The organism is Mesorhizobium sp. L-8-10, assembly GCF_016756635.1.
Classification (GTDB): Bacteria; Pseudomonadota; Alphaproteobacteria; order Rhizobiales; family Rhizobiaceae.
Window position 1 is genome coordinate 6522069 of record NZ_AP023263.1, and the last position, 26955, is coordinate 6549023.

Genomic DNA, 26955 nt, shown 5'->3' on the forward strand with positions numbered 1-26955 from the left:
GCCTGCCGGGATGGAATTGGGGTGCTCGGCCCTTATATGCGACCGACTAGGAACAAATTCCAGAGCAAGCCCGCGTCCGTATCAGGATTCGACGAATTCGAGCATGCGCCAGGAGCCGTCACCCGCGCGGCAGGCGTCTCCGGCATAGAGCCGAACGCCGTCGAAGCTCTCGCGCGAGGCCTTGAACTTGCGGCAGAGCAAGCCCTTTCTGTCGTACTGGGTGAGCTGGGTTATCGCGCCGCGCGAGCCGGTATCCGAATTCGCCCAGGCAAGCCCGGTCGGACCCAGCACATCGAGGTCGGCCGAAGAAACGGCGTTGCGGATCGTGGCCTCGTCCGATGTCCGGGTGGTATCCCGAGCCTGGTTCGTCTCGCCACCGACCGCGCTCGTCGTCAACGTATCGTCGATGCCGGCCTTGCCGACATCGACACCGCCGGCACAGGCGGCCAGAGGAGCGGCGGCAAGGAAGACGAAAGCGAGACTGAAGCAGCGCTTGGGTCGAATCTTGCGGTCCTCGAGGCTCAATGCTTGCGCTCCACGCGACAATCGGCCATCTCCCGGTGCAGCCACACCATTGCGAGCCGAGACTATGAGCGACCCAGAGTTAACAAGCGGTGACTTCACATCGGCAGAGGAGCCGTTCCGCCTCTTTGCCGCCTGGCTTGAAGACGCCACAAGGAGCGAGATCAACGACCCGAACGGCGTCGCCCTGGCGACCGTCGACCACGAAGGCATGCCCAATGTGCGTATGGTTCTTCTCAAGGGCTTCGACGAGTCCGGCTTCGTCTTCTATACGAATTTCGAGAGCGCCAAGGGCAGGGAGATTCTCGGCAGCAGGAAAGCTGCCATGTGTTTCCACTGGAAATCGCTTCGCCGTCAAGTCCGCATTCGCGGTCCGGTCGAAATCGTGAGCGATGCGGAGGCCGACGCCTATTTCGCCAGCCGCCCGCGCGGCAGCCGCATCGGCGCCTGGGCCTCGAAACAATCCCGGCCGCTCGAAAGCCGTTTCGCGCTGGAGAAGGCGGTGGCCGATTACACCGCACGGCACCCGATCGGCGAAATACCGCGCCCGCCCTATTGGTCGGGCTTCCGGATCGTGCCGCGGTCAATCGAATTCTGGCACGACCGGCCGTTCCGGCTGCATGACCGGCTGGTTTTCAGCCGGACCGGCGAGGGAGCCTGGGAGAAGGAAAGACTTTATCCCTGAGGGCCAAGCGCCCGTCGGGCGCCTTCAGCAACGTGGCCGCTGCTGCCTGTTGCCGCTCCCGGTACCCGGGTCACGGCAATCCGGAGCGAACTGCGGCACCTCCGGCCTGGGCCTCGGGCGGGACAGCATGTCTCGATCCTGCTGGCGCTGCCACTGTTGCTCCAGCTGAAATTGCTGACGGTTCTGGATGCTCCTGAGCGCATCGATTTCGCTTTGGCGGAACTGATTTGTCGTGCCCTGCACCGTGATGTCGATCGCGAAAGCGGTGCCGGAGAAGAACAGCGCCAAAGCAACCAGTGCCGGCACCATCACACGCATCGTTCGGTCACGCATGGCCTTCGTCGCTCCGCTCGCAACCCCTCCATGCCAGATATAGTGCGTTGCCGGTTCCGTGGCATCCCCGACGCGACATCGGGGCGCAACGGCGTCAGCCGGCCTTCTTCTTGGACATGAAGGCCAGGAATGCGGCGCGGGCCTCGTCGGATTTGAGGCGCGCCGCGAAATGCGCGCCCTCCTCCTTGATCCGCGCGACCAGTTCCGAACGATCGCCCCGCATCAAGTCGCGGGCGATCTTCAGGGCTTCCGGCGGCTTGGCGGCAATCTCCCGCGCCGCCGCCAGAACCGCCTCTTCCAGATGATCCTCGTCGACCACCTCATAGATCAGGCCGGTCGCCTTCGCCTTCTCGGCGGAAAAGCCTTCGCCCAGGCCGAGCAGAGCAAAAGCCTGCTGGCGGCCGAGGATCGCCGGCCCGAGCAGGCTGGATCCTGCTTCGGGCACGAGGCCGAGATCGACGAAAGGCGTCTTGAACACCGAGCGCGGCGTGGCGAAGGTCAGGTCGCAATGAAGCTGGATGGTCGTTCCGATGCCGACGGCGATGCCGTCCACCCCGGCCAGGACCGGTTTGGCGGCGGTGGCGAGCGCCATCAGGAAGTCGAACACTTCCCTTCCATGCTCGCCGCCCTGCGCCACCGCGAGGAAATCGGCGAGGTCGTTGCCCGACGAAAAGGACCCCGGCACGCCCAGGAAAATGCTGACGCGCAATTCCGCGTCGGCGTCGGCTTCCTTCAGGGCCGACGCCATCGCCGCATACATGGCGCGGGTGATGGCGTTCTTCTTGTCCGGGCGGTTCATGCGGATGATCTGCACCGCACGCTGCCGCTCGATCTGAATGTGTTCGGTCACGATCTGCCCTCCAGGTTTCTTGTCAGGCGGTCACCAGCGCGGCGCCGGCCGCCGCCAGACTGTCGGCACCTGTGATCACGCGCTCCTTCAGAGCAGTCGTCTCGCCGGCGAGATTCTCGGCGAAGAAGCGGCAGAGCGCGACGCGCGGCGGTGAGTGGTCGGCGACCGCGCCCTTGGCCAGATAAGCAGCGCCGGCCGCGACGGCGAAGAGCCTGAGATAAGGGGTCGCACCGGCCAGCGCTTCCTCGACGCGCCCTTCGGCGAGAGCCGCCTGCAGGAAACGCGTCGTTTCGGAGAGGTCGTCCAGCGCCCTCTCGATCCGATCGGCCGAGCGGCCGAGCCCCTCGACATTCGACTGCCTCAGATCCTCGACCACGGCGGCCAGTTCGGAGAGGTAGCCATGCACATGCTCTCCGGAGCCCTGCGACAGCTTGCGCGTCACCAGGTCGATCGCCTGGATGCCGTTGGTGCCCTCATAGATCGGCGCGATGCGCGCGTCGCGCAGCAGGCACGCCGCCCCGGTTTCCTCGATGAAGCCCATGCCGCCATGCACCTGTACGCCGAGCGAGGCCACCTCGACGCCGATATCGGTCGAGAACGCCTTCGCGACCGGCGTCAAAAGGTTGGCGCGATCCTGCCAATGCCGCCTGATTTCGCCGTCGCTCGCATTAGCCATGTCGATGGCATGGGCACAGGCATAGCTGATCGCCCGGGCGATCCGGGTCAGCGCCTGCATGGTCAGGAGATTCCGCTTGACGTCGGCATGGTGGACGATCGGCGCCATGCCCTCGCCCGCCCAGCTCGCCGCCTTGCCCTGCCGACGTTCATTCGCATAGGCGATCGCCTTCTGCGTGGCCGTTTCGGCCACCGCCACGCCCTGCATGCCGACCGCAAGGCGCGCGTTGTTCATCATGGTGAACATGCAGGCCAGGCCCTTGTTCTCCTCTCCGACCAGCCAGCCGATCGCGCCCGGCGCCCGGTCCTTGGCGAAGCCGTCGCCATAGATCATGGTACAGGTCGGAGAAGCATGGATGCCGAGCTTGTGCTCGATCGACGAGCAGAAGACGTCGTTGCGCGCGCCGAGAGAGCCATCGTCCTCGACGAAGAACTTCGGCACAAGGAACAGCGAGATACCGCGCGTGCCGTCCGGCGCGTCGGGTAGCCGCGCCAGCACCAGATGCACGATATTGTCGGTGAAGTCGTGCTCGCCATAGGTGATGAAGATCTTCTGGCCGAAGATGCGATAGGTGCCGTCGCCGACCGGCTCGGCGCGGGCGCGCAGCGCATTGAGGTCCGAGCCGGCCTGCGGTTCGGTGAGGTTCATCGTCCCCATCCACTCGCCGGACACGAGCTTTTCCAGATACTTCGCCTTGAGCGTATCCGAGGCGTGCTTCTCGATCGCCTCCACCGCTCCCATGGTCAGCGTCGGGCCGATGCCGAACGCCATAGAGCCGGAATTCCACATCTCGAGCGCGGCAACGCCGAGCATGGTCGGCAGGCCCTGCCCTCCGAATTCCGCCGGGCCGGACAGCGCGTTCCAGCCGCCCTCGACCCAGCGGCGATAAAGATCCTTCCATCCAGGCGGCATGGTAACGGCCGCGTCCTTCAGCACGGCGCCGTGCTCGTCACCGATGGCGTGCAGTGGCGCGACCTCCTCGGAGGCAAATCGCCCGGCCTCGCCGACGATGGCATCCACCAGGTCTTCCGTCATTTCGGAAAAGGTTCCCGCATCCGTGGCCGCCTGCAGGCCGGCGACATGTTTGAGGGTGAAGACGATCTCGTCGACGGGCGCGCGATACATGAGTTCCTCCGTGTGGGGGCGAACGCCGTGGCGCCCGCTGGCCGTACCATCTCGCCGTTCGCTAGCGTCTTATTACGTAAACGTCAAATACAGGAATCATGATTGCGCGTCATTCACGACGCGCGTTGCGTCGGATAGTCGAAAGGCAGCTGCGGCAGGAGCCGACGCTCGATCCGTTCGAAAAGGGACTCGATCATCGGTCGCAAGATCTACGGCCTGACCGCAAGGAATAATTAACCACGCCTCTCCATCATCGGTGTAGAAAGAAAAACGTATCCGGAAGCTGCAGCCGCCTTGGTTGCTCCGGTTCCGGATCGCATCGGCAAGCCATCGAATCGCATGCGGCTTCCGATCCTCGGGACTGCGCGCCGACATCGGCGGCAATGGCCCGGATTGTTCGGCAGACCGGAACGGAGTGTCGCGCGAGTGGGTTCATTATCGTTCGCAAGCTGGAAGCTCCTGGCCATCGCCTCGTCGATGCTGACCGCGCTCTCGCCTACGGCCCCACAGGCATCGGAATTCTCGGCGCCCTGGCGACGGAGCGACCGTGCGCTCGTGGTCGATGCCTATGAATACAACACCATAGACTGGAAGAAGCTCGCCACCGACAAGCGCATCGTCGGCTTCATCGGCAAGGCTTCGGACGGCCTGGCGCCGCCCTACGCCTGCAGCGGCAACGAGACCGAAACCCGCCTGTGCAAGGCCTTGTTCAAGCGCCATGCCGTGGCGCGTGAACTCTTCCATACGCGCCGCATGGTTGCCAAGTCGCTCGGCCTCAAATGGGGTGCCTATCATCTCGCCCGGCCCGGCAATCCGATCGACCAGGCCAACAATTTCATCGACTTCGCCGAGCCGGAACCCGACGACCTGATCGCCATCGACATCGAGGACAACGATCCCGGGAAATGGATGTCGCTGTCGGATGCCGAGGAATTCGTGCGACATGTCCATCGCCGCATCGGCCGCTTCCCGCTGCTCTACACGAACGGCACGACCGCCAAATACGTCGCCGACAACCGCGATCGCTATCCGCTGCTCTCTCGCCTGCCGCTCTGGTATGCGCGTTACAAACCGGAGATCGGCGAGCATTTCCCGAAGGGGAACTGGCAGAGCTACACGCTCTGGCAATTCGCCTCGCAGTCCAACTGCAACGACCGGAGTTGCCCCTATCGCGTGCTGGGCACCGGCAACGACATCGACGTCAATGTCGCCTCGATGGACGCCGATGCGCTGCGCCAGGCGTGGCCGTTCGGCGGATTACTCGACGTGCCCGTCGAACTGATGGCAAGCGTGCCGGTTCCCATCGCCCGCGAGGCCGGACTGGCCGGCGACGTCACGCTGTCCTATGCACCGCTGGAGACGAACGGCGCGGTGGCGGCCCTCGATGCGGCGTTCCACCCGGGCGCCGAACCGCATCCAGGTCGCTACGGCGACATGACGGCCGGCGGAACCTCCCGCTGGGGACGGCTCGTGAGCTATATGGCATCCGTCAGGGACGAGGTGTTCGGCTGGTTCAGAGACGAACCTCCGTTGCCGGCAGGGATCGATCCGACGGTCACCGCGACCATTCCGGCAAGGACGGAGAGGAACTGACACGCGCGAGACCAGTTCGCCCGAGTGCCCTGGTAGCCAACGGACGACAAGATCGCCCGTTGTATCAGCCCACCCGGCTCTCGCGCTCGACGGCCCGCCAACCAATGTCGCGCCGGCAGAATCCATCGGGCCAGTCGATACTCTCCACGGCGGCGTAGGCCTTTGCCTGCGCCTCGCTGACGGTTTTGCCGGTGGCAGTGACGTTGAGCACGCGGCCACCATTGGCGACGATCTCGCCGTCGCGCAGCGCCGTGCCGGCATGGAAAATCTCGATACCGTCGCCGCCTGCTTCGGCGAGGCCGCGGATCAGCGAGCCCTTTTCCGGCGTGCCGGGATAGCCCTTTGCCGCCATCACCACCGTAAGTGCCGCTTCGTCCCACCAGCGTATCGACATGTGTGAAAGCTGCCCGTCGGCGGCCGCCTCCATGAGCACCAATATGTCGTCCTTCAGCCGCATCATCAGCACCTGGCACTCCGGATCGCCGAAGCGGACATTGTATTCGATAAGCTTCGGCCCCTCCTCGGTGATCATCAGGCCGGCGAAGAGCACGCCCGAAAAGCGCGCACCCATGTCCGCCATGCCGCGCATCGTCGGCTCGATGATCTCCTTCATCGTGCGCTCGATCATGTCAGGCGTCATGACCGGAGCAGGCGAATAGGCTCCCATGCCGCCCGTGTTCGGCCCGGTGTCGCCCTCGCCCACCTGCTTGTGATCCTGTGCCGTTCCGAAGGCAAGCGCCGTCGTGCCGTCACACAGGCAGAAGAAGCTCGCCTCCTCACCGGTCAGGAACTCTTCCACCACGATCTCGGCACCCGCCGCCCCCTCGAAGCAGGCATCGACGGCAGCGATCGCCTCCTCGACCGACATGGCGACCGTGACGCCCTTGCCCGCGGCCAACCCGTCGGCCTTCACCACGATCGGCGCGCCCTGTTCGCGCACATACGCCTTGGCCTCGCCGGCGTCGCGGAACCGGCTATAAGCGGCCGTCGGGATCCCATACTTCGCGCAGAGGTCCTTGGTGAAACCCTTCGACCCCTCCAGTTGCGCCGCCGCGGCCGAGCATCCGAAGACGCGGATGCCATCGGCTGCCAGCCGATCGGCGAGGCCCGCGACAAGCGGCGCCTCCGGCCCCACGACCACAAGGTCGATCGTCTCGTCACGGCAGAAGGCGGCGATCGCGTCGTGATCGTCTATCGCGATCGCCACGCATTCGGCCTCTCTTGCGATGCCGGGGTTGCCGGGTGCGGCGTAGAGTTTGGTCAGCAGAGGCGAAGCGGCGATCTTCCAGGCCAGCGCATGCTCGCGCCCACCCGAACCGACAAGTAGAACCTTCATGGGCAGGACCTCGGTGCTGACAGGTTCGGCATGCGGGCCTTTGCGGCCCATTCGCTATTGAAGCTCTCCGCTATTGCCACCCGCTGGCCAGGTCAAGCCGAACCTGAGCGTTTGGAAGCCTCATTGCCTGGCCAGCCCCGTCTTTGCGAACCGACTGAGCAATCGCGGCCAGCGCGTGGACGCCGCTGCCTCCAAGTGTCCGTGATCAAATCTTGATGTCCCCCCCGCGCGCCCGATTGACGGCGGCGCTGGGATCGACGATTTTCTGACGCATCGTTTCACCGTCGAGATTTTGCGGCCTGCCCCTGCCGGCAGCCTTTCTTGCGGTCGCCCCCTGACCCGATCACGCCGAAAGGCGCTCAGCAGGTTCCGCAAAACTGTTCCGCAGTTTTGCGGCGAGAGCCTGCGGCAAACAAGAATCGAAGCAGGCGATTCGTTGGCTTGCCGACGAAAGTCCGCTTCGGTCCGAAAACTGGCCTCGTCCTGTATTTTTCCAGTACTTTACAGGACCGCGTCGTTTTGCGGTGCCCTACGTCAAAGCAAGAAGGAGGGACGATTCGTCTCCTTGACGCCCGCGCCTTACACTGCCACTCCAGCGCCATGGAAACGATCCAGTCGACATCAGCTCAGGGGCGCGTCGCCGATGCGCCGAGTGGCCATTGGGTCTACAGGACCTTGCCGCGCCGGCTCTGGCCCTACGCGCAGCTCGCCCGCTGGGATCGCCCCATCGGCTGGTGGCTGCTGCTGTGGCCCTGCTGGTGGTCGGCGGCCCTGGCGGCCGTCGCCTATGCCTCGCCGGGAGAGCCGCTCGGCACGCTGCTGCCTTCGCCCTGGCATATCGCGCTGTTCCTGATCGGCGCCATCGCCATGCGCGGGGCCGGCTGCACCTATAACGACCTGGTCGACCAGGACATCGACATGAAGGTCGAGCGCACCCGTTCGCGGCCCCTGCCCTCCGGTCAGGTCACGCGCAGGCAGGCCTGGCTATTCCTCGTCCTGCAGGCGCTGGTCGGACTTGCCGTCCTGCTGCAGTTCAACGATTTCGCGATCCTGCTGGGCATCTGCTCGCTGGCGGTGGTCGCCGCCTACCCCTTCATGAAGCGCATCACCAACTGGCCGCAATTCGTGCTCGGGCTCGCCTTTTCCTGGGGAGCCCTGATGGGCTGGGCCGCCGCCTTCGCCGATCTCGACCCTCCGGCCGTCCTTCTCTATTGCGGCTCGATCCTGTGGGTCATCGGCTACGATACGATCTATGCCCACCAGGACAAGGAGGACGACGCGATCGTCGGCGTCCGGTCGACGGCCCGACTTTTCGGCGAGTACACAAAATACTGGCTGGCGGGGCTCTATGGCGGCGCACTGATGCTTTTCGCCCTGGCCTATGCCGCGGCCGAAGCGCCGATGCCGGCACTCGCCGGACTGCTTGCGGCGGGCGCCCATATGGCCCGGCAGATCAAGGTGCTCGACATCGACGACCCCGACCAATGCCTGAAGCTGTTCAAGTCGAACTCGACCGTCGGCTGGCTGGTCTTCCTCGGGCTGCTGGGCGGCGGCCTCTGGGTCGCGCTCAAGCCGTTGGTGTGAGGTTCCAAGATCATCGGGCGAAGGCCGGATCGACTTCTGCCCGATGCAGGTTCGAAAGGCGTCCTATTGGCGGGCGATGATCTCCTCGCCGTTGATCACCAGCCTCAGGCCCAGATGGCCGGATTTGCGGCGAGCCAGGAACCGTGGGCGGCGCGCAGCCGAGACCCGGCCCTTGCGCCGCTCCCGCACCGGCGCGGTCTTCACGGCGCCGAGCGATTCCTCCAGCGTGCGCGCCACCCCATCGGCCTCGATCAAGAGCATCGGCAGATGATAGGCGGCGGCCCATGCCCGCCAGTCGGCGGCAACGTCGTCCAGGTCATGAGCGACGAGCAGCGGCACCGACAGCATCGGGTCGTTGTGATGGAGTTCCAGAGTCACCGTGACGTGCCCGTCTTCATCCTCCATCGCTCGCGCGGCGACGCCGAGGAATGCCCTCGCCGGCAGGGCCACGGTCACCGGGAGGCCGCTCATGTTCAAGGTCCTGCGCACGACCGCGCCGCGCTGGTCCACCGTGAAGGTGACATCCCCATAGTCGTCGCGCGTCGCATAGCTCACCATTTGAGGCAAGCGGAAAGGGTCGAGCCGCATGTTGCGGCCCGCCCAGACTGGCTTCAGTCCGGTCTTCATCTACGCCTTCCTGTTATCCCTGAGAGCCGGTTTTCCCGGTCTTCCCGTGCCGGTTTTCCCGGCTTCGTTATGGCGTAGACACTAGCGCGGCATCCTTACCGCCGGGCTTAAGGAGTTCGGTTAAATTTTGCTGATCTCAGGAATGGTTATCGGTTTCCGACCGGGCACAACAAGTCGGCAAGAAGTCTGAAGCGCTGATTAAGATCAGACTGCAGTGAAACCGTCAGATAACCTTGCCGGGATTCATGATCCCGGCGGGATCGAAGGCGGCCTTCACGCGGCGCATCAGATCGATGCCGATGGCCGGGGCAGTAGCCAGCAGTTCGTCGCGCTTCAGCCGGCCGATGCCATGCTCGGCCGAGATGGAACCGTTGTGGGCTCGGACCACGTCGTGCACGGCCTTGTTCATCGGCTTGTAGAGCTTCAGGAAGCTCTCAGGTTCGACGCCGACGGGTTGCGATACGTTATAGTGCAAATTGCCGTCGCCCATATGGCCGAAGCAGACGACCCGCGCCGCCGCACTGACGGAGGCCACAGCCTTTCCGGCCTCGGCGATGAAATCAGGGATTGCGGCAACCGGTACGGAGATGTCGTGCTTGATGGAGGCGCCTTCCGGTTTTTGCGACTCGGACAGGGACTCACGCAACCGCCAGAAGGCGGATGCCTGCGCGAGGTTTGCCGCGATCACCGCATCGCCGGCAAGGCCGGCTTCGAAACCCTCCGAAAGGACATGCTCGATCAGATCGCGGGCATCGTCGGACGACCGACCCGAGGAGATCTCCATCAGCACGTACCAGGGCCACCCTTCCAGCGGGCGCACATTGCCCGGAATATGTCGCACCGAGAATTCGACCGCGATGTCGGCCATGAGTTCGAAGGCCGTCAGGCCGCTGCCGGCGCGATCGGATGCCAGCGAGAACAGATTGAGCGCTGCGGCCGGCGATTCCACGCCGATCCAGGCCACCTCCTTGCCTTTCGGCTTCGGGAACAGCTTCAGCACCGCCGCGGTGATGACGCCGAGCGTGCCCTCGGCGCCGATGAAGAGGTTCTTCAGGTCGTAGCCGGTGTTGTCCTTTTTCAGCTTGCGCAGGTCGTCGAGGACCTCGCCCGTCGGCAGGACCACTTCGACGCCGAGACAGAGTTCGCGGGCATTGCCATAAGCCAGCACGCCGGTGCCGCCAGCATTGGACGACAGATTGCCGCCGATCTGGCAGGAGCCCTGCGCGCCGAGAGAGAGGGGGAACAATCGGTCGGCGGCGTCGGCCTGCCGCTGCAGCGTCTCCAGCACGACGCCGGCCTCGGTGGTGATGGTGTTCGACAGAACGTCGATCTCACGGATACGGTTGAGGCGGGACAGAGACAGCACGATCTCGCGGCCGGAACGGTCCGGCATCTGGCCGCCGACCAGACCGGTATTGCCGCCCTGCGGAACGATCGGCGTTCCGGTCTCGGTCGCGAGCCGCAGGATGCGGCTCACCTCGTCGACATCCGCCGGCCTCAGCACCAGCGGCGTCACGCCGGACCACAGCCCTCGCGGCTCCATAACGAAAGGTTCTATGTCGGACGGGGAGCGAAGCGCGTGGTTGACACCGACGATCTCGGCAAAACGGTCGAGTAGGGCAGAATCGATCGGTTCCATGCCGGGGTCCTTATGAATGCTGAACGGGCCTGTCACGCGGTGCCGCTGCGCGGGCGAGCCGGTCGTTGATCGCCTCCCCCAGGCCGGAAGCCGGGATCGGCTCGACGGCGATGGTCGCGGCGCCCGAACCGTCGAGCGACTGGAGATATGAAAAGAGGTTCGTGGCCGCCTCGCGCAGATCCCCGCGCTCAGAAAGGTTGAGCACTGCAACCGCTTCGCCGGTTCCCCTCACCCGCGCCGGGCCGAAGGCAAGCAATGCCTCGCCGGGGAGGACCTCGGCCGCATTCGGCCGGACACGGGCAGCGGGAGCGTAGTGCGAGGCGAGCATGCCGGGAGCCTCGATGCCGGGCGCCGCATTGCGGACGAGCCGGACGCCCGCGACCCTTTCGATGTCCTCGGCAGGGACGCCGCCGGGACGCAACAGCCGTAGCGCACCATCCTCAGATTTCACGATGGTCGACTCCAGGCCCACCGGCGTGGCCCCGCCATCGACGATCAAGGATATCCTCGTCCCGAGATCGGCCTCGACCGCCGCGGCGGTGGTCGCGCTCACCTTGCCCGACGAATTGGCGCTCGGGGCGGCCAGCGGTCGGCCGAGAGCGCCGATGAGGCCGGCGCCGAAGCCGCGCGGCATACGCAAGGCGATCGTCGACAGGCCCGCCGTCACCAGGGGATGGATGCCGGCGTCCGAGCGCAATGGAAGAACCATGGTCAGCGGGCCTGGCCAGAAGGCTTCGGCGAGCTTGCGCGACAATGGGTCGAAGACGCCGATACGTTCGGCCATGGCCATGTCGGCGACGTGGGCAATCAGAGGATTGAAGCGCGGGCGCCCTTTGGCCTCGAAGATGCGGGCAATGGCATCGCCATTGGTTGCATCGCCTGCGAGGCCGTAGACCGTTTCGGTCGGGATAGCGACCACCTCCCCGGCCCGCAGCAATCGCAGGGCACGGCTCTCGGCTTCGATAGCTGGCAGCACTTCTGACATTCTGTCGTGTTTCGCGTCGATCCCGGTGTCTTGATGTCGAAGCTCGCCTCCAGGCGACGTCGAAACCACGACACCGGCGACTGCCTATATCGCGGATGGGCGGCCGGCAAGGATCGAAGCCGCCATTTCATTAATCTCTGCGATGCTATCCTTCGCGCAGGGGCCGGCGCCCATACCCGATATCTTCTCGGGAATTGGTTCCGCCGGGCATGGGAACCGTTTGATATGGCGAGACTTTCTTCGATCTTGCTCTTACTGGTGTGCCTGGCGGCATCAGGCACCGCCCAAGCCTCCTCGCTGATCGTTCTCGAAGCGTCGAACGACCCGGTCGGCCCGTCGATGATGGTGGTCGGCGGACCGGAGCCGGCATCGCCCGAAGCGGCCGGCCCGTCGGATAGCGTGTCGGTCGTCGCAGTCGGCGAGGCTCCGCCAGCCGTTTCCGGAGAAAAGCTCTCCTCGATCACGAGCGATGCTCCGCAAAGCGGACCTCGGGCAGTGCCGATGGTGATCCGCGGCGGCATCGTCGGTGACGCCTTCACACGAAGCCTGCCGACACCGGCCCCCGCAGCTCAACCGCCCGCCGCCACCAGAGCCCCCGCGACGAGCCGCCCCGAGCCCGAAGCTCCCCTCGTCGGGCCGTCGGCCGAGTCCGAACTCGACCTTCGGTAGAGCGATGATCATCGGCGGAATGCCAAGGAGGTCGCCCATGTGTTATGGCGTCGCCATCGATCTCGGGGGTGCCTGATGAAAATCCGCTTCTGGCTGCTTGCAGCAGGTATGTCCGCGCTGCTTCCCGGCCTGGCGAGCGGCGACACTCTGCTCGGGTCCTATGTGGCGCGTATCTCCGCGAACGACCACCAGGCCAGTGACGGCTATCCGCTCGACACTGCGGCCCGGATGGTGCGTCAGGACCGCGCCAACTGGCACAAATTCGGATCGGGCGACATAGAGGACGAACACGATCCGTGGTTCGGTTCGGCGCAGGCTCGCGTCCGTTTCGAGGTGATGCTCAACAAGAGCAGCGCCATGACCGACGCCACCCGCCGCGCGATCGTCAGGGGAGAGCCGGTCGTGGAAGTCCAGGTCTATCGCCAGAGCGTCAGGGTTCGCATCATCGGCGACTGAACTCGTCGGCGACGACAGCCGCGCTCCGGGCGCTGGTGGCGACACCGCTATGATGAGGCTCCGATTCCTCGGGTGCGCCGCATGATATCGACCGTTGGAGCGCGACGGCGTGGCCCACTTGGCGCGAAAGCGAAGCGGCGCGGAGAGGCCGCGCCGGCGATTGAGGCCGGGTGGATGCTTCGGCATCCACACCCACTGGATGTAAGTGGGCCGTCAGCCGGCGATCCTGGAGAAATCGGCGACCTGATCCGTCGCGGCGCGGATGCGGGCCAGCAGCGCAAGGCGATTGGCCCGTACAGCGAGGTCCTCATCATTCACGAGAACACGGTCGAAGAATGAATCAACCGGCTCACGCAATGCGCTGAGTGCACGCATCGCAGCCGAAAAGTCTTCGTTTTGAATCGCTTGGCCGGCTTGCTTCTCGCCCTGATTCACCGCAGCGTCGAGTGCCTTCTCGGCCTCCTCCCGGAACAGGGAGACGTCGACGGCATCGGCGATCCGCGTCCCCTTCTTCTCTTCCGCGGCAAGGATGTTGGCCGCCCGCTTCGTGCCTGCCAGGAGGTTCTTGCCGTCCTCGCTGTCGAGGAAGGATCCCAGCGCCTCGACCCGGCGGACGATCATCAGCAGGTCGTCGTTCGCAGCGCCCTCCTGCTTGCCGCCGCTGGCGAGAACCGCGTCGATCAGATCGTGCCGCGCCCCCTGGTCGCGCAGATACACCTTGAGGCGTTCATGGAAGAAGGACAGGAGATCGAGAATCACCGGCCTGGCGCGCGCCGCGGCATCGGCCCGGACGCGCTTTTCGTGACCGCCAAGCGCATTGTCGAGGTCTTCCTCTCCGTCGACATCGCCGGTATCGAGCGCTTCCTGCCGCTCCTCATAGCGCAAGAGGTTCGCTGCGATCTCCGGCTCGTCGAACTGCGCATGGGCGCTCGCGAGCACGGCCAGCAGCGGAATGCGCCGCTCTCCCCACAGCGTGATCCGGATGACGCCGAGGGCCGCCCGGCGCAACGCGTAGGGATCTTTCGAACCCGTCGGCTTTTCGTCGATCGACCAGAAACCGGTCAAGGTGTCCAGCTTGTCGGCCAGCGCCACGGCAATCGAGACCTCATCGGTGGGAACCCGGTCGGACGGCCCCTGCGGCTTGTAGTGCTCCTCGACCGCGGCCGCGACCGAGGGGTGCTCGCCCTGGAGGACCGCATATTTGCGGCCCATCGCACCCTGCAATTCCGGAAACTCGCCGACGACCTCGGTCTGCAGATCGGCCTTGGCGAGCACGACTGCGCGATCGGTCAATGCGGGCGCGGCGCCGACGACAGGCGCGATGTCGCGCGCCAGTCCGCGAATGCGCTCCACGCGCGCGCCCTGCGTGCCGAGCCTGGCATGGAAGGTCACGCCGAGATGATCAAGACGTGCCATCCGCTGATCGAGCGGTTTCTTCAGGTCGAGCCCGAATTTCCCGGCCGACACCTTCAGGTCGGCGAGGTCGGGCAAATCCCCCTGATCGGTCCTCCAGAAATAGAGCGCATCCGAAAGCCGCGCGCGGACGACCTTGCCGTTGCCATGCGCGATCTCCTTGCCGCCGTCGCTGGCTTCGATGTTCGCCGTAAGGACAAAGCGGTTCGAGAGGGACGCTTCGTCTCCGGAGTTGCCGGGCAACCTGGTCACGAAGCACTTCTGGTTGGCCCGGATCGTCAGCCGGATGACCTCGGAGGGAATGCCGAGAAAATCCTCCTCGAAAGCGCCCATCAGCACGACCGGCCACTCGACGAGCCCGGCGACCTCTTCGAGCAACGCGTCGTCCTCGACCAGTTCGAGCCCGTTCGCGAAGGCGAGGTTGCGCGCATCGGCAAGGATGATCTCCTTGCGACGCTCGGCGTCGATGACCACTTTCGCGGCTTCCAGCTTCGCGGCATAGTCCTCGAAGCGGCGCACAGTGATCGCTTCAGGCGCGTGGAAGCGGTGGCCATAGGTCACATTGCCGGAGCGGATGCCGTCCACCTCGAAGTCGACGACGACCGGATCGGCGGTTTCCGGGCCGAAGGTACAGACGACAGACTGCAGCGGCCGCACCCAGCGGAGCGAGCCGGGCCTGGCCGATGCCGCGCCCCAGCGCATGGATTTCGGCCAAGGGAAACCCCGGATCACCTCGGGAAGCAGCGCAGCGATGATATCCTCGGCGGCCCGACCCGGCTTCGAGATATGGGCGACATAGAAGTCACCCTTCTTCGGATCGGAATGGACATGCGCCTCGTCGATGGACGACAGGCCGGCGGAGCGCAGGAAGCCCTGGATCGCCTGTTCCGGCGCCTTGGTACTCGGGCCCTTGCGCTCCTCGTGAATGTCCTTGGAGCGGGCCGTCAGGCCGCGTATGTCGAGCGTCAGCCGGCGCGGCGTCCAGTATTCGCGCGCCGCCTCGTAGCTCAGCCCGGCATCGACAAGACCATCCGTCACCATCTTCCTGAGATCGCCCGCCGCCTTGCGCTGCATGCGCGCGGGGATTTCCTCGGAGCGGAGTTCGAGCAGCAAGTCAGGCATCAGTGCTTCTCCACCCGGATGGTCATTGCCGTTCCCATACGTTGCGCGCCGCCGACATGCGGCCGAACAATCTCGGGAAGCGAAGCTCTGGAAGGACTGGCATTTTCTGGCTCCGGGAAATGGGCTCGTCCGGCACGATCAGGCTGCGGCGGATGCCAGCCCGCCGGCTTCGGTCTGCAGGAACGCCTCGCCGCAGGCCTTCGCCAGATTGCGGACACGCAGGATGTAGCTCTGCCGCTCGGTCACCGAGATGACGCCGCGTGCGTCGAGCAGGTTGAAGACGTGGCTCGCCTTGATGCACTGGTCGTAGGCGGGGAAAACCATCTTGTGCCTCGGGAGATTGTCGGCGGAGGACGGAGCGCCCGCTTCGAGCAGCGCGCGGCACTCGGCCTCTGCGTCGTCGAAATGCCGCAGCAGCATCGCCGTATTTGCGAACTCGAAATTGTGCCGCGAGTATTCCTGCTCGGCCTGCAGGAAGACGTCGGCATAGGTGACCTTGTCGTCGCCCTCGCTGCCGTTGAAATTGAGATCGAAGATGCTGTCCACCCCTTGCAGATAGGTGGCGAGCCGCTCCAGGCCGTAGGTCAGTTCACCGGCCACCGGCGCGCATTCTATGCCGCACACCTGCTGGAAATAGGTGAACTGGGAGACTTCCATGCCGTCGCACCAGCACTCCCAGCCGAGGCCCCAGGCGCCGAGCGTCGGGCTTTCCCAGTCGTCCTCGACGAAACGGATGTCGTGCAGCAGGGGATCGATCCCGATCGCCGCCAGCGAGCCAAGATAAAGCTCCTGCAGGTTCGACGGGTTCGGCTTCAGGATCACCTGATACTGATAATAATGCTGAAGCCGGTTCGGGTTGTCGCCGTAGCGGCCGTCTTTCGGCCGGCGCGAGGGCTGGACATAGGCCGCGTTCCACCGGCGGGGGCCGAGAGCGCGCAACGTCGTCGCAGGGTGGAAGGTGCCCGCGCCGACCTCCATGTCGTAGGGCTGCAGGATGACGCAACCGTAACGCGCCCAATAGTCATGGAGCGTCAGGATAAGACCCTGGAAGGAGCGCTTCGGGTCAAGATGATCGGGCAGGGTCTTTTCGGCCACGGGCTGTGTCTCGGCGGTCGGATGATATGCGCGCACGTCGTAACGACGCCGTCCCGACCCGTCAAGCTGGACGGAATCGCGCGAAATTGATCGTCAGCCCGATCTGGAGCAGCGCTATTTTCGGCCATGTACTTGAAACCGGCCGGAGGCTTCGCGCAATCTTGCGTGTCAGGTCACGAGGAGCCAGGCATGTTCGACCGGTCGACAGGAAATGGTTTGAAGCGTCCCGCGATGGTTCTCGGAGGCGCAATATCGGCGCTGCTGCTGGGCGCGACGCTGTCTTTCGCGGACAATTTTCCGACCAACGGCTTCAATGAACGCGACGAGGTGACCAACTGGCTTTGCGTCACACCCGGCTGCGACGTGCTGCGCCAACCCGGGAACCAGTGCATCTGCACCAAGGACAATCCGTGGGAGAGTAAGCTAAGCCGACTGAAGCTCACCTGCAGCAAACGGGAAAAGGGCCGCTGGGTGCCATGCCCCGTACCGCCCGACTACAGGGAGAAGCTGTGGTAGGACCGCGCTTGGCGGTCCTCACAACAGACAGTCGCAGGATAGATCGTTCAGTTGCCGGCTGGCAGCTTGAGTTCCTGCCCCGGCACGATGCGGCCGGGATCACCGCGCAATTGCGGATTGAGGTTCAGGATCTCCCTGTAACGGTTGCCGTCGCCGAGCGTCTCGACTGCGATGGACCAGAGCGACTGACCGGCGCGCACCTTGTAGGCGGCTGGAACAGGCGCGACCGTGGTGGCTGCCGCAGCCGGCTGCGCGGCCGGCGCCGCTTCGCCCTTCTGTTCCTGTCGCGCGGGCGTCTCCGGCCCGGCGATCGCCGGCTGTGGCGTTTCCCTGGGAGCCTCCGCGGCCGCTTTCTCCGGAAGTGGCGGCAAGCCCTCCTTGAGCTTCTTCTCGACGCTCGCCAGCACGTCGGGCTCGGCCTTCATGTCCTTGGCATGGCGCCACTGGAACGTCGCCTCGAGGCGACGCCCGACACGCCAATAAGCGTCGCCAAGATGATCGTTGAGAACCGGATCGTCCGGCTTCAGCGACACGGCGCGTTCGAGTTCGCGAACGGCATCGTCGAAACGGCCGAGCCTGTAGTAGGCCCAGCCGAGGGAATCCACGATATAACCGTCGCTAGGCCTCAGATCGACGGCCTTCTGGATCATCTCCAGGCCTTCGTCGAGATTGGTGTTCATGTCGACCCAGGAGTAGCCGAGATAGTTCAGCACTTGCGGCTGGTCCGGGAAAAGCTCCAGCGCCTTGCGGAAGTTGGGCTCGGCCTTCGACCACTCCTTTAGCCGCTCATAGGCGATGCCGCGCTGGTAGAAGATGTTCCAGTTCTCGCGCACCGGGTTGGGCAGCCGCTCGACCGCCTTGTCGTAAAGCTGCGCGGCATTGCGGTAGTCCTGTTTCAAGGCGTAGACTCCGCCAAGCGCCAGATAGGCACGCATGTCGTTCGGGTCGCCGTCGAGCAGCGCCTTCAGATGAACGATCGCCTCGTCATGGCGGCCGAGATCGGCAAGATTCAAGCCGAGTTGCAACTCGGAGACATGCTTCAACGGCGAGGACACCGGAATTCGCCTGTAGAAGGCAATCGCTTCCTCGGCATCCTTCTGCATTTCGGCGACGCCCGCGAGTTGCAGCAGCGCCTGGTCGTTGTCGGGCTCCAGTGCCAGCGCATATTGCAGATAGAGCCTGACGAAAGCCTCGCCGCCGCCTCGGTTCAGTGCAGTTCCGAGATTGAGCAGCACTTCCGTCGCACCGGAACGAGCGCCGTCGACCAGATGTGGAACCGGTTTGCCCTGTTCGATCGCCTCGCGCAGCGCGACGATCGGGAGGCGGCCCTGCGCGAAATCGTCGGCCTTGGCCAGAACCTCCATCGCCTTGTCTTTTTCGCCCTTGCGGGCGAGGAAACCTGCATAGGCTTCAGCGGAGCGTATCCACGTATCAGGTGCGGCGCCGCCGGCCGAGACATTCTCGAGCGCTTCCGCATAGGCCTTGTCGGCCTTGTCGGCGAGGCCGGCATTGTCGGCGATCAGGGCGCGATGATAGGTTGTGAAGAGCGTGTACCACTCGGGCCCCTCGATCTTCTCGAGATAGGAAACGGCTCCCGCGGCGTCGCCCCCGCCGAGCTTGGCCCAGCCGGTCATCAGGCTGGAGATCAGCCGATCGAGGTCGGATTCCAGTGCGAGCTTCAGCCAGGTTTCCGCCGCCGAATACTCCTTCTTGCGAATCGCATCGACCGCAAGCGCCACGCGCGAGAAACGCTCGACCTCGGGCTCGGTCTTGAGCCTGTCGGCAAGCGGCAGGGCCTGGTCGAACTTGCCCTGCGCGATAAGCGCGAGCATCAGGCTCTGCTGCAACTGCTTGTTGTCGGGATCGAAATCGAGAGCCCGGCGATAATAGTCCGTCGCACCGGCAAGATCGTTGTCGGTCTCGGCGATGCGCGCGGCCAGATAGGCTCCGGAGAATGTGCCGATCTGGATGGGAGCGGACGCTTCCGGCGGCGTTTCCTTCGCCTGGACCGCCTGGCCCGCGAGCACCAGCCCAGCCAGGGCTGCTATTCCTGCAAGCCGGTTGCTGCGTCTTGACGGCATCAATCTTCCTTCCTGCCGAAAGCTCCCCCGGGGGGAGCCAGACTCAATCGCGGCATTGACCCCAAAGCATGGCCTTTTTGGGGACGCTCTTCAATCCGCCTCGCCTTCACATTCGGGTCACGAGGGCCACTGGCCCGCCACGTGGCGAAACTTCAGTTCACTCGGCTGATGCAGAAGTCGATCACGTCGATCAGCGCCGTCTTCTGGGCGGAGGCGTCGAGCGGCGCTAGCGCGTCACGGGCGATCTCGCCGAAATGACGGGCGCGACCGATCGTGTCGGCGATCGCGCCGTGGCGCGTCATGAGGCCGATCGCCCTCTCCAGGGCCGCATCGTCGGTGCCATTGTTCTCGATCGCCGATTTCCAGAACGCGCGTTCCGACGCGCTGCCGCGCCGATAGCTCAGGATGACCGGCAACGTCACCTTCCCTTCCCGGAAATCGTCGCCGACATTCTTGCCGAGGTCCTTGGCGCTGCCGCCATAATCGAGCGCGTCGTCGATGAGTTGGAAGGCCAGTCCGAGATTCATGCCGTAGGAGCGCAGAGCCGCCCGGTCCACCCGGCTCGCGCCTGCAATCACGGGGCCCACCTCGGCCGCCGCCGAGAACAGCGCCGCGGTCTTGGCCTTGATCACGGCGAAATGCTCGTCCTCCGTCGTCTCGAGGTTCTTGGCCGCGGCGAGTTGCATGACCTCGCCTTCCGCTATCACCGTAGCGGCCGTCGACAGGATATCGAGCGCATCCAGCGAACCGACGTCGACCATCATGCGGAATGCCTGGCCGAGCAGAAAGTCGCCGACAAGCACGCTCGCCTGGTTGCCCCAGATCGTGCGGGCCGTCTTGCGCCCGCGTCGCAGGTCGCTTTCGTCGACCACGTCGTCATGGAGCAGCGTCGCCGTATGCATGAACTCGACGCTGGTCGCGAGTTTCACATGGCCGTCGCCGGCATAGCCGAACATCTGCGCCGCGGCGAGCGTCACCATCGGCCGCAGCCGCTTGCCGCCCGACGAGATCAGATGATTGGCGATCTCGGGGATCATCTCCACGTCGGAGCCGGCTTTCGAAAGGATCAGTTCGTTGACGCGGGTCATGTCCACCGCCGTCAAATCGACCAGGCCCTTGATCGATGCCGCTTCCCTCTTGCCGCTTTCCAGGTTGAGAACGACGCCCAAAAAACCCACTCCATCTCTGCGACGCTTACGCGAGGCTGTCTTGGGGCACGATTCTAGCCGCAACGCAAGGCGCGGCAAGCGGCGAATTGGCGCGGCGCGCCTTACAGCGTGTCGCGCGAAACAGAATTCACGCGACACGCTCCAGGTCTTGACCTGGCGCATGTCTTTTTCCCGATAACCGCTGAACACTTTCGGGAGACATGCTTTGGGAGCGCCAACCGCGGATTGCCAAGGCGATCCCGCCATGGCAATGGCAAGGACACATGCGCGTGAACCGGCGATCAAGTAGGAGTCCCCGGAAGGTGCGACCATTCAGGTTCTGGGACAGCCTCTCGGCCATCGGCCTGCTCACCGGCACTCTGTTTTTCGCCGCATCCCTGACACCAAGCCTCGTGCCCCGCGACGTGTCCCTGCAGGGCGTGCTTTCCGGATGCTCGCTCGCGGCCGGCTACGGCATCGGGGTCTTCGGCCTCTGGCTTTGGACCTATCTGGAGCTGCCCCGACCGGCTGATCGAACAGCCTACTACCTCAAGCTCGGCTGCGCAGGCATCTTCGCCGTGGTCGCCGTCGCCTTCCTCTGGCGTGCGGCGCAGTGGCAGAACTCCATCCGCGAGCGGATGGAACTCGCGCCAGTCGACAGCATGCACCCCTACCTCGTCGGGCTGGTCGCGATCGCGGTATTTGTCGTGCTCCTGCTCCTTGCGCGGCTGTTCATGGCGATCTTCCATATGGCGTCGAAACAGGTGGGGCGTTTCGCCCCGCGCCGCGTTTCCCGGCTGGCAGGCATAGCGGTCACGTTGCTGCTGTTCTGGTCGGTCGCCGAAGGTGTCCTTTTCCGGTTCGCGCTGCACGTAGCAGATTCATCCTTCCAGAAGCTCGATGCTCTGATCGAAGACGGCAGGCCTGTGCCGACCGATCCCAACAAGACAGGCAGCACGGCCTCGCTGCTCGATTGGGACGGGCTCGGCCGCGCCGGCCGGGAATTCGTTTCGACGGGCCCGACCAAGTCGGCCATCGGCATGTTTCTGGGACGAGACGCGGAAGAGCCGCTCCGCGTCTATGTCGGGTTGAATTCCGCGGAAACGACAGCGGAACGTGCCCGGCTTGCTCTGGAGGAACTGAAGCGGGTCGGCGGCTTCGAGCGATCCACGCTCGTGGTCGTGGTGCCGACAGGGACCGGCTGGGTCGACCCCGCGGCCATGGACACGGTCGAATATCTGCACGGGGGCGACATCGCCAGCGTGGCGATCCAATATTCCTATCTCACGAGTTGGCTCTCGCTGCTCGTCGAGCCCGAATACGGGCGTGAAACCGCGCGCGCCCTGTTCGCGGAGGTCTACGCGTACTGGACCAGGCTTCCAAGGGAACGCCGGCCGAGGCTCTATCTTCATGGTCTCAGCCTCGGGGCGCTCAACTCCGACCTCTCGACCGATCTTTTCGACGTCGTCGGCGATCCGTTCCATGGCGCGCTCTGGAGCGGAGCGCCCTTCGCCAGCAGGACCTGGAAGACGGTTACCGCCGAGCGCAATCCCGGCTCCCCGGCCTGGCTGCCGCGCTTCCGGGACGGTTCCATCATCCGCTTCACGAACCAGCAGAACGAGCTTGCGATCCCGGGCGCGCAGTGGGGAGCGATGCGCATCGTCTATCTGCAATATGCGAGCGACGCCGTCACCTTTTTCGATCCGCTCTCCTTCTACAGGGCTCCTGCCTGGATGGCAGCCCCGAGGGGCCCCGACGTATCGCCGGAGTTCCGTTGGTATCCGGTCGTGACCTTCCTCCAGCTCCTGCTCGACATGGCGACGGCCACCAAGCCGCCAATGGGCTATGGCCATGTCTATGCGCCGGAGCACTATATCGACGCCTGGATCGAGGTGACCGGTGTCGAATGGCCCGCTGACGGGATCGCGCGCCTCAAACGCCAGTTTGCAAGATAGGTCCCGAGCAGCAGTTCTATACCAACCCTGCCCGTTTACACGGGCGGCACAAACTGCGACTTTCGCGTCATGATCGAACTCATCCGCACCAACGATGCCGTCATCATCTCGTTCGTCGAAGCCTTGATGCGCGACGCGGGCATAGCCTGCTTCGTGGCCGACCAGAACATGAGCGTGCTCGACGGCTCCATCGGCGTGCTGCCTCGCAGGGTCATGGTCGACGCCGACGAAGCCGAGCGGGCGCGGAGCATCCTGAAAGACGCCGGCATCGCCAACGAGATCAGGGACGCCTGAGCCCCTCGTCGCCATGACCGCCCCGTTCACCATCGACGCGTTCCATCGCGGCAACTTCTGGCTCGTCCAGCCCGACGGAAAGGGCCATCGCGCCGGCATGGACGCCATGATGCTGGCCGCTGCCGTTCCATCCGGCTTTTCCGGACGGCTGGCGGATTTCGGCGCGGGCGCCGGCGCGGCCGGCCTGGCGGTCGCCTCGCGCTGCCCGAAATCGCGCGTGGTGCTGGTCGAACTCTCCCGGGAAATGAGCAGCTTCGCCGAGCGCACGCTCGCCTATTCGGGCAACAGCCACCTGGCCGGCAGGGTATCCATCCTTGTTGCCGACGTCGGCCTCGCCGGCAAGGAGCGCGTCGCGGCAGGCCTTGCCGATTCATCGTTCGACTACGCGATCATGAACCCGCCGTTCAATGCCCGGCACGACCGCGCGACACCGGATCTCCTGAAGCAGCAGGCCCATATCATGGAAGACGGCCTGTTCGAGCTATGGATCCGCAGCGCCGCTGCCGTGGTGCGGCCACGCGGCGGCCTGGCGCTCATCGCCCGTCCGCAATCGTTGCAGCCCCTCCTGGCCGCACTCGGCGGGCGGTTCGGCAATGCCGAGATCGTGCCGGTCCACGCGCGTGCCGATGCGCCGGCCATCCGCATCATCGTCCGGGCGGTGCGAGCTTCCCGCGCCGGGCTGACGCTTCGCCCGCCGCTCATCCTGCACGACGCATCGAGCGACCTGTTTTCGGTGCGCGCCGATGCCATCAACAACGGGCGGGCCTCGCTATTCGGCGACTGATGGCGAGTTGCGCCTGGATCGGGACGATCGAGGGAGCGAAGCTGCTCGTGCGAATGCACCTCTTGCACAGTTGCCTTGCAGGGCCGCATCGCCTTGAATGCCATTGCGCCCGGCCCGCGAATGCCTACATGCGATCCGAAACCGACGGAGAACCCGCCCGTGAGACGCCTGTTCAACCGCCTCCTGCCAAAATCGATGCGTCCGGAAGGGGTGATCATTCCCGTGGTCCGGCTGCAGGGGACCATAATGGCAGGCGGCGGTCAGTTCCGGCAGAACCTGTCGCTGGCCTCGACCGCGGGCGTGATCGAGAAGGCCTTCGGCTTCGGCGATGCGCCGGCAGTGGCTATTGCGATCAACTCGCCCGGGGGCTCGCCTGTGCAATCGCGCCTGATCTACAAGCGCATTCGCGACCTGGCGGCCGAGAAGAACAAGAAAGTGCTGATTTTCGTGGAAGATGTGGCGGCTTCGGGCGGCTACATGATCGCGGTCGCCGGCGACGAGATCATCGCCGACCCGTCCTCGATCGTCGGCTCCATCGGCGTCGTTTCGGGCACTTTCGGCTTCACAGAACTGATCAGGAAGATCGGCGTCGAACGGCGCGTCCATACTGCGGGCAAGAACAAGGTAACGAACGATCCCTTCCAGCCGGAGAAGCCGGAAGACGTCGAGCGGCTCAAGACCCTCATGCTCGAAATGCACGATACCTTCATAGACCTCGTCAAGGAACGCCGCGCCGGCAAACTCGCCGATGATCCGGATCTCTTCACCGGCCTTTTCTGGACCGGAAAGAAGGGCCTGGAACTCGGGCTTGTCGACGCGTTGGGCGACATGCGCACGGTGCTGAAAGACCGTTTCGGACCGAAGACCCGGTTGCGGCTGGTCACGCCGCCACGCGGATTGTTCGGCCGGCGCCTCGGCCTGTTCGGAACCTTCGGCGGTTCGTCGCCCGCGGATCTCGCCGGCGCGATCGCGGACGGGCTGGTGGAGGCGGCCAAGGAGCGGACCCTGTGGAGCCGTTTCGGCCTTTGATTCGGAGCCTGCTGCGACTAGAATTGGCCACGATGGAGACCTATCTGTCGCCGGATGCAGCGCTGTTCTTCGTCTCCCTGACGAAGGCGAAGGCCGACGCGAAAGCAAATGGCTGAAACGGCGGATGTACCGGCCGGTGCGAGGTCGGTTTCCGAGAGGAGAATGACGTGCCTCAGCTTATCTTTTTCGCATTGATCGGCATCGTGGCCTATGTCGGCTACCGATCCTTCATCCGCGAGGCCGAGCGCGTCACGGCCAAGGTGCGCCGGGCAGAAAAGCAGGCGGCAACCGGCGCGACCGGCACGCTCGTGAAGGACCCCGAGACCGGCGAGTATCGGCTGGCCAAGGACTGACGCCGAGACATCAGACCGTGCTCTCGATCGCGCGGCACGCGCCCGCCAAGATCAATCTCGCGCTTCATGTGACCGGCCGGCAGGCCGACGGCTTCCATCTGCTCGAAAGCCTCGTTGTGTTCACCCGCTATGGCGACAGCATCACCGTCGCGGCGAGCCGGGACGACAGCTTTTCCGTATCGGGCCCGTTTGCGGATGCAGTACCTGACGACGGCGGCAACCTCGTGCTCAAGGCACGCGACCGGCTGCGCGACGGAACGCTGCCCCCCTGCGGGCCGGTCGCCATTACCCTGGAAAAGAACCTGCCCGCCGCCTCGGGCATCGGCGGCGGATCGAGCGACGCAGCCGCCACGCTGGCCTCGCTCGCTCGCCTTTGGGGCATTGGAGACGACGGCATGGCCGCGGCCGCGCGAGGCCTTGGCGCCGACGTGCCGATGTGTCTCGCCGCCCGTCCGCTGATGGCGCGCGGGATCGGCCAGGATATCCGGGAGGTCGAAGCGTTTCCGGCCTTGTGGATGGTTCTCGTCAATCCGGGCGTGCCAGTATCGACGCCCCACGTATTCCGTGCCTTGTCCTGTCGCGACAACCCGCCGCTCATGCCGCTTCCGCGCCGGCCGGATCTCGATTCCGTGCTGTCTTGGCTGGCGGTGACGCGCAACGATCTCGAAACGCCGGCCATGACGATCGCCCCGCCGGTCGCCACTGCGCTTTCGGTGCTTAGCCGGAACGGCGCGGCCTTTGCGCGGATGTCCGGCTCCGGCGCGACCTGCTTCGGCATCTTCGCGACGGAGACGGCAGCAGCGCGGGCTGCGATGGCAATCGCCGCAGCCGAACCGTCCTGGTTCGTGGTATCGACGAGAACGACGGCTTCGGGAGAGAACTTCGATGACTGACGAGACCCGTCCCTTCATTCCGGTCCGCATCGCGGTGCTCACGGTGTCGGACACACGCAGCCTCGCCGACGACAAATCCGGCCAGACGCTCGCCGGCCGCATCGCCGCCGCCGGCCATCAACTCGCCGCGCGCGACATCGTGCCGGACGACAAGGACAGGATCCGCGATTGCGTGACGGCCTGGTCGAAAGACCCTGGTATCGACGTGATCATCACGACGGGCGGCACCGGCTTTACCGGCAGGGACGTGACACCGGAAGCGCTGGAGCCGATCTTCGAGAAGCGCATGGACGGCTTCTCCGAAGTATTCCACCGCATCTCCTACGACAAGATCGGCACGTCGACGGTCCAGTCGCGCGCGACCGCCGGCGTGCTCAACGCCACTTTCGTCTTCATCCTGCCGGGCTCGCCCGGAGCCTGCAAAGACGCGTGGGACGGCATATTGCAGCCGCAACTCGACTATCGTCACATGCCCTGCAACTTCGTGGAGATCATGCCGCGCCTCGACGAACATCTGAGACGCGGCGGCGGCAAGACAGCCTGATCGCCCCGACGTCGGACTTCGCTTCAGTGCCGCCTATGCCTTCTTCTTCGGCGTGGGCGGCAGGATTTCTCCACCCAGCCGTTTTGTGGCGAGGCCGCGAGCCAGCCCTTCAGCGTGGCCAGCAGCCTTCGACAGCGCCGACGCCTGGCGTTTGCTGATCACGAGCCCTTCCGCCAGCGCGCGATTGCCGGAGAACACTCTGGAAAGGAAAGGCGTGCGCGCTGCGCGCGATCGGGAGAAACGGGCCGCCATCGTGGACCTTGCGATGTGCTCCTCGACCGCGTCGATCCATCCATCGGCAAGTCGCGCGCCCGGCTCGAGCAGGATCAGCCACTCCGCCTTCGCCTGGCGAATGCCGGCCCTGACGCCGCCGTCAGCCAGGAAATGACAGCCGGCCTGATCGGCTACGCGGTGGGTGCCGTCCGTCGAGCCGCGGTCGCAGACGATCACCTCGCGCACGACCCCTTCCACGGCTGCCGAAATAAGCGAGGCCAAGGTTCGGGCCAGGCCTTCTTCGTCATTTCGTGTCTCGATCAGCACGCTCAGCATAACCTCCCGAATAGCGGAAAGGCACGCCTCGCGCCAGCCGTGCGAAGCCCTGGCTTACGGCCGGTCAATGGCATGCAGGCAGATTGTTCTTGATTTGTT

The 26955-nt window shown here is 65.0% G+C and carries 26 protein-coding genes; 13 read left to right on the plus strand and 13 right to left on the minus strand.

Annotated features, from left to right (window positions below; genetic code table 11):
• Positions 1 to 81: 81 nt before the first annotated feature.
• Positions 82 to 525: an RT0821/Lpp0805 family surface protein gene (locus JN280_RS30510; RefSeq protein ID WP_244742288.1), complete on the minus strand. Its 444-nt coding sequence runs from the start codon at positions 523 to 525 to the stop codon at positions 82 to 84.
• Positions 526 to 589: 64 nt separating this feature from the next.
• On the opposite strand from JN280_RS30510, the gene pdxH reads away from it, so the two are divergent.
• On the plus strand, positions 590 to 1207 hold the full coding sequence (pdxH, locus tag JN280_RS30515; protein WP_202307819.1) for a pyridoxamine 5'-phosphate oxidase: 618 nt from the start codon (positions 590 to 592) through the stop codon (positions 1205 to 1207).
• A gap of 24 nt (positions 1208 to 1231) precedes the next feature.
• On the opposite strand, the gene JN280_RS30520 is transcribed toward pdxH, so the two are convergent.
• The 3 genes from JN280_RS30520 to JN280_RS30530 all read right to left on the minus strand — a co-directional run bounded on the left by JN280_RS30520 (position 1232) and on the right by JN280_RS30530 (position 4191).
• A complete protein-coding gene (locus JN280_RS30520; protein ID WP_202307820.1) occupies positions 1232 to 1540 on the minus strand; it encodes a hypothetical protein in 309 nt (102 codons plus the stop codon).
• A 94-nt stretch (positions 1541 to 1634) separates the two neighbouring features.
• Entirely contained in the window at positions 1635 to 2390 is a 756-nt protein-coding gene (locus JN280_RS30525) for a crotonase/enoyl-CoA hydratase family protein (protein ID WP_202307821.1), read from the minus strand.
• Between the two features lie 22 nt (positions 2391 to 2412).
• Positions 2413 to 4191, minus strand: coding sequence for an acyl-CoA dehydrogenase (locus JN280_RS30530; RefSeq protein ID WP_202307822.1), 1779 nt, complete (start codon positions 4189 to 4191; stop codon positions 2413 to 2415).
• Between the two features lie 477 nt (positions 4192 to 4668).
• Here JN280_RS30530 and JN280_RS30535 point away from each other — a divergent pair, with 477 nt between their 5' ends.
• Positions 4669 to 5784 carry a glycoside hydrolase family 25 protein gene (locus JN280_RS30535; protein WP_202315128.1) on the plus strand — a complete coding sequence of 372 codons (1116 nt, stop codon included), beginning with the start codon at positions 4669 to 4671 and terminating at the stop codon, positions 5782 to 5784.
• 64 nt (positions 5785 to 5848) lie between these two features.
• On the opposite strand, the gene purD is transcribed toward JN280_RS30535, so the two are convergent.
• Complete coding sequence (purD, locus tag JN280_RS30540) at positions 5849 to 7120, minus strand: phosphoribosylamine--glycine ligase (RefSeq protein WP_202307823.1); 1272 nt, start codon at positions 7118 to 7120, stop codon at positions 5849 to 5851.
• 600 nt (positions 7121 to 7720) lie between these two features.
• Between purD and ubiA the strand changes: the two genes are divergently transcribed.
• The gene (gene ubiA / locus JN280_RS30545; protein ID WP_202307824.1) at positions 7721 to 8704 is read left to right on the plus strand and encodes a 4-hydroxybenzoate octaprenyltransferase; all 984 of its coding nucleotides are present in this window, start codon (positions 7721 to 7723) and stop codon (positions 8702 to 8704) included.
• Positions 8705 to 8767: 63 nt separating this feature from the next.
• Here the strand turns inward: ubiA and JN280_RS30550 are convergent, their stop codons facing one another.
• The 3 genes from JN280_RS30550 to JN280_RS30560 all read right to left on the minus strand — a co-directional run bounded on the left by JN280_RS30550 (position 8768) and on the right by JN280_RS30560 (position 11955).
• Positions 8768 to 9331, minus strand: coding sequence for a DUF6101 family protein (locus JN280_RS30550; RefSeq protein ID WP_202307826.1), 564 nt, complete (start codon positions 9329 to 9331; stop codon positions 8768 to 8770).
• A 223-nt stretch (positions 9332 to 9554) separates the two neighbouring features.
• Positions 9555 to 10970: an FAD-binding oxidoreductase gene (locus JN280_RS30555; RefSeq protein ID WP_202307828.1), complete on the minus strand. Its 1416-nt coding sequence runs from the start codon at positions 10968 to 10970 to the stop codon at positions 9555 to 9557.
• Between the two features lie 10 nt (positions 10971 to 10980).
• Entirely contained in the window at positions 10981 to 11955 is a 975-nt protein-coding gene (locus tag JN280_RS30560; protein WP_202307830.1) for an L-threonylcarbamoyladenylate synthase, read from the minus strand.
• A gap of 225 nt (positions 11956 to 12180) precedes the next feature.
• On the opposite strand from JN280_RS30560, the gene JN280_RS30565 reads away from it, so the two are divergent.
• The gene (locus tag JN280_RS30565; protein ID WP_202307832.1) at positions 12181 to 12624 is read left to right on the plus strand and encodes a hypothetical protein; all 444 of its coding nucleotides are present in this window, start codon (positions 12181 to 12183) and stop codon (positions 12622 to 12624) included.
• 75 nt (positions 12625 to 12699) lie between these two features.
• On the plus strand, positions 12700 to 13080 hold the full coding sequence (locus JN280_RS30570) for a hypothetical protein (RefSeq protein WP_202307834.1): 381 nt from the start codon (positions 12700 to 12702) through the stop codon (positions 13078 to 13080).
• A gap of 213 nt (positions 13081 to 13293) precedes the next feature.
• On the opposite strand, the gene glyS is transcribed toward JN280_RS30570, so the two are convergent.
• Both glyS and JN280_RS30580 read right to left on the minus strand, forming a co-directional pair.
• On the minus strand, positions 13294 to 15615 hold the full coding sequence (glyS, locus tag JN280_RS30575; protein ID WP_202307836.1) for a glycine--tRNA ligase subunit beta: 2322 nt from the start codon (positions 15613 to 15615) through the stop codon (positions 13294 to 13296).
• A gap of 138 nt (positions 15616 to 15753) precedes the next feature.
• On the minus strand, positions 15754 to 16710 hold the full coding sequence (locus tag JN280_RS30580) for a glycine--tRNA ligase subunit alpha (protein WP_202307838.1): 957 nt from the start codon (positions 16708 to 16710) through the stop codon (positions 15754 to 15756).
• Positions 16711 to 16899: 189 nt separating this feature from the next.
• Here JN280_RS30580 and JN280_RS30585 point away from each other — a divergent pair, with 189 nt between their 5' ends.
• Complete coding sequence (locus JN280_RS30585) at positions 16900 to 17226, plus strand: hypothetical protein (protein WP_202307840.1); 327 nt, start codon at positions 16900 to 16902, stop codon at positions 17224 to 17226.
• 47 nt (positions 17227 to 17273) lie between these two features.
• Here JN280_RS30585 and JN280_RS30590 read toward each other — a convergent pair whose 3' ends face one another.
• Positions 17274 to 19307, minus strand: a complete 2034-nt coding sequence (locus JN280_RS30590; RefSeq protein ID WP_202307842.1) for a tetratricopeptide repeat protein — start codon at positions 19305 to 19307, stop codon at positions 17274 to 17276.
• A 152-nt stretch (positions 19308 to 19459) separates the two neighbouring features.
• Positions 19460 to 20476, minus strand: a complete 1017-nt coding sequence (locus JN280_RS30595; protein ID WP_202307844.1) for a polyprenyl synthetase family protein — start codon at positions 20474 to 20476, stop codon at positions 19460 to 19462.
• Between the two features lie 263 nt (positions 20477 to 20739).
• Here JN280_RS30595 and JN280_RS30600 point away from each other — a divergent pair, with 263 nt between their 5' ends.
• The 7 genes from JN280_RS30600 (at position 20740) to moaB (ending at position 26307) form a co-directional block, all read left to right on the plus strand.
• On the plus strand, positions 20740 to 22410 hold the full coding sequence (locus JN280_RS30600; RefSeq protein WP_202307846.1) for an alpha/beta hydrolase: 1671 nt from the start codon (positions 20740 to 20742) through the stop codon (positions 22408 to 22410).
• A 69-nt stretch (positions 22411 to 22479) separates the two neighbouring features.
• Positions 22480 to 22704 (plus strand): putative signal transducing protein, encoded by a 225-nt coding sequence (locus tag JN280_RS30605; protein ID WP_202307848.1) that lies wholly within the window; start codon positions 22480 to 22482, stop codon positions 22702 to 22704.
• 13 nt (positions 22705 to 22717) lie between these two features.
• Positions 22718 to 23488 carry a tRNA1(Val) (adenine(37)-N6)-methyltransferase gene (locus tag JN280_RS30610; protein WP_202307850.1) on the plus strand — a complete coding sequence of 257 codons (771 nt, stop codon included), beginning with the start codon at positions 22718 to 22720 and terminating at the stop codon, positions 23486 to 23488.
• A 159-nt stretch (positions 23489 to 23647) separates the two neighbouring features.
• Entirely contained in the window at positions 23648 to 24517 is an 870-nt protein-coding gene (locus JN280_RS30615) for a S49 family peptidase (RefSeq protein WP_202307854.1), read from the plus strand.
• Between the two features lie 167 nt (positions 24518 to 24684).
• Entirely contained in the window at positions 24685 to 24870 is a 186-nt protein-coding gene (locus JN280_RS30620) for a hypothetical protein (protein WP_202307856.1), read from the plus strand.
• A 17-nt stretch (positions 24871 to 24887) separates the two neighbouring features.
• A complete protein-coding gene (locus tag JN280_RS30625) occupies positions 24888 to 25763 on the plus strand; it encodes a 4-(cytidine 5'-diphospho)-2-C-methyl-D-erythritol kinase (protein WP_202307858.1) in 876 nt (291 codons plus the stop codon).
• Complete coding sequence (gene moaB / locus JN280_RS30630; protein ID WP_202307860.1) at positions 25756 to 26307, plus strand: molybdenum cofactor biosynthesis protein B; 552 nt, start codon at positions 25756 to 25758, stop codon at positions 26305 to 26307. The genes JN280_RS30625 and moaB overlap by 8 nt, the downstream gene beginning before the upstream one ends.
• A 33-nt stretch (positions 26308 to 26340) precedes the next feature.
• On the opposite strand, the gene JN280_RS30635 is transcribed toward moaB, so the two are convergent.
• The gene (locus tag JN280_RS30635; RefSeq protein ID WP_202307862.1) at positions 26341 to 26856 is read right to left on the minus strand and encodes a glycosyltransferase family 2 protein; all 516 of its coding nucleotides are present in this window, start codon (positions 26854 to 26856) and stop codon (positions 26341 to 26343) included.
• Positions 26857 to 26955: the final 99 nt, after the last annotated feature.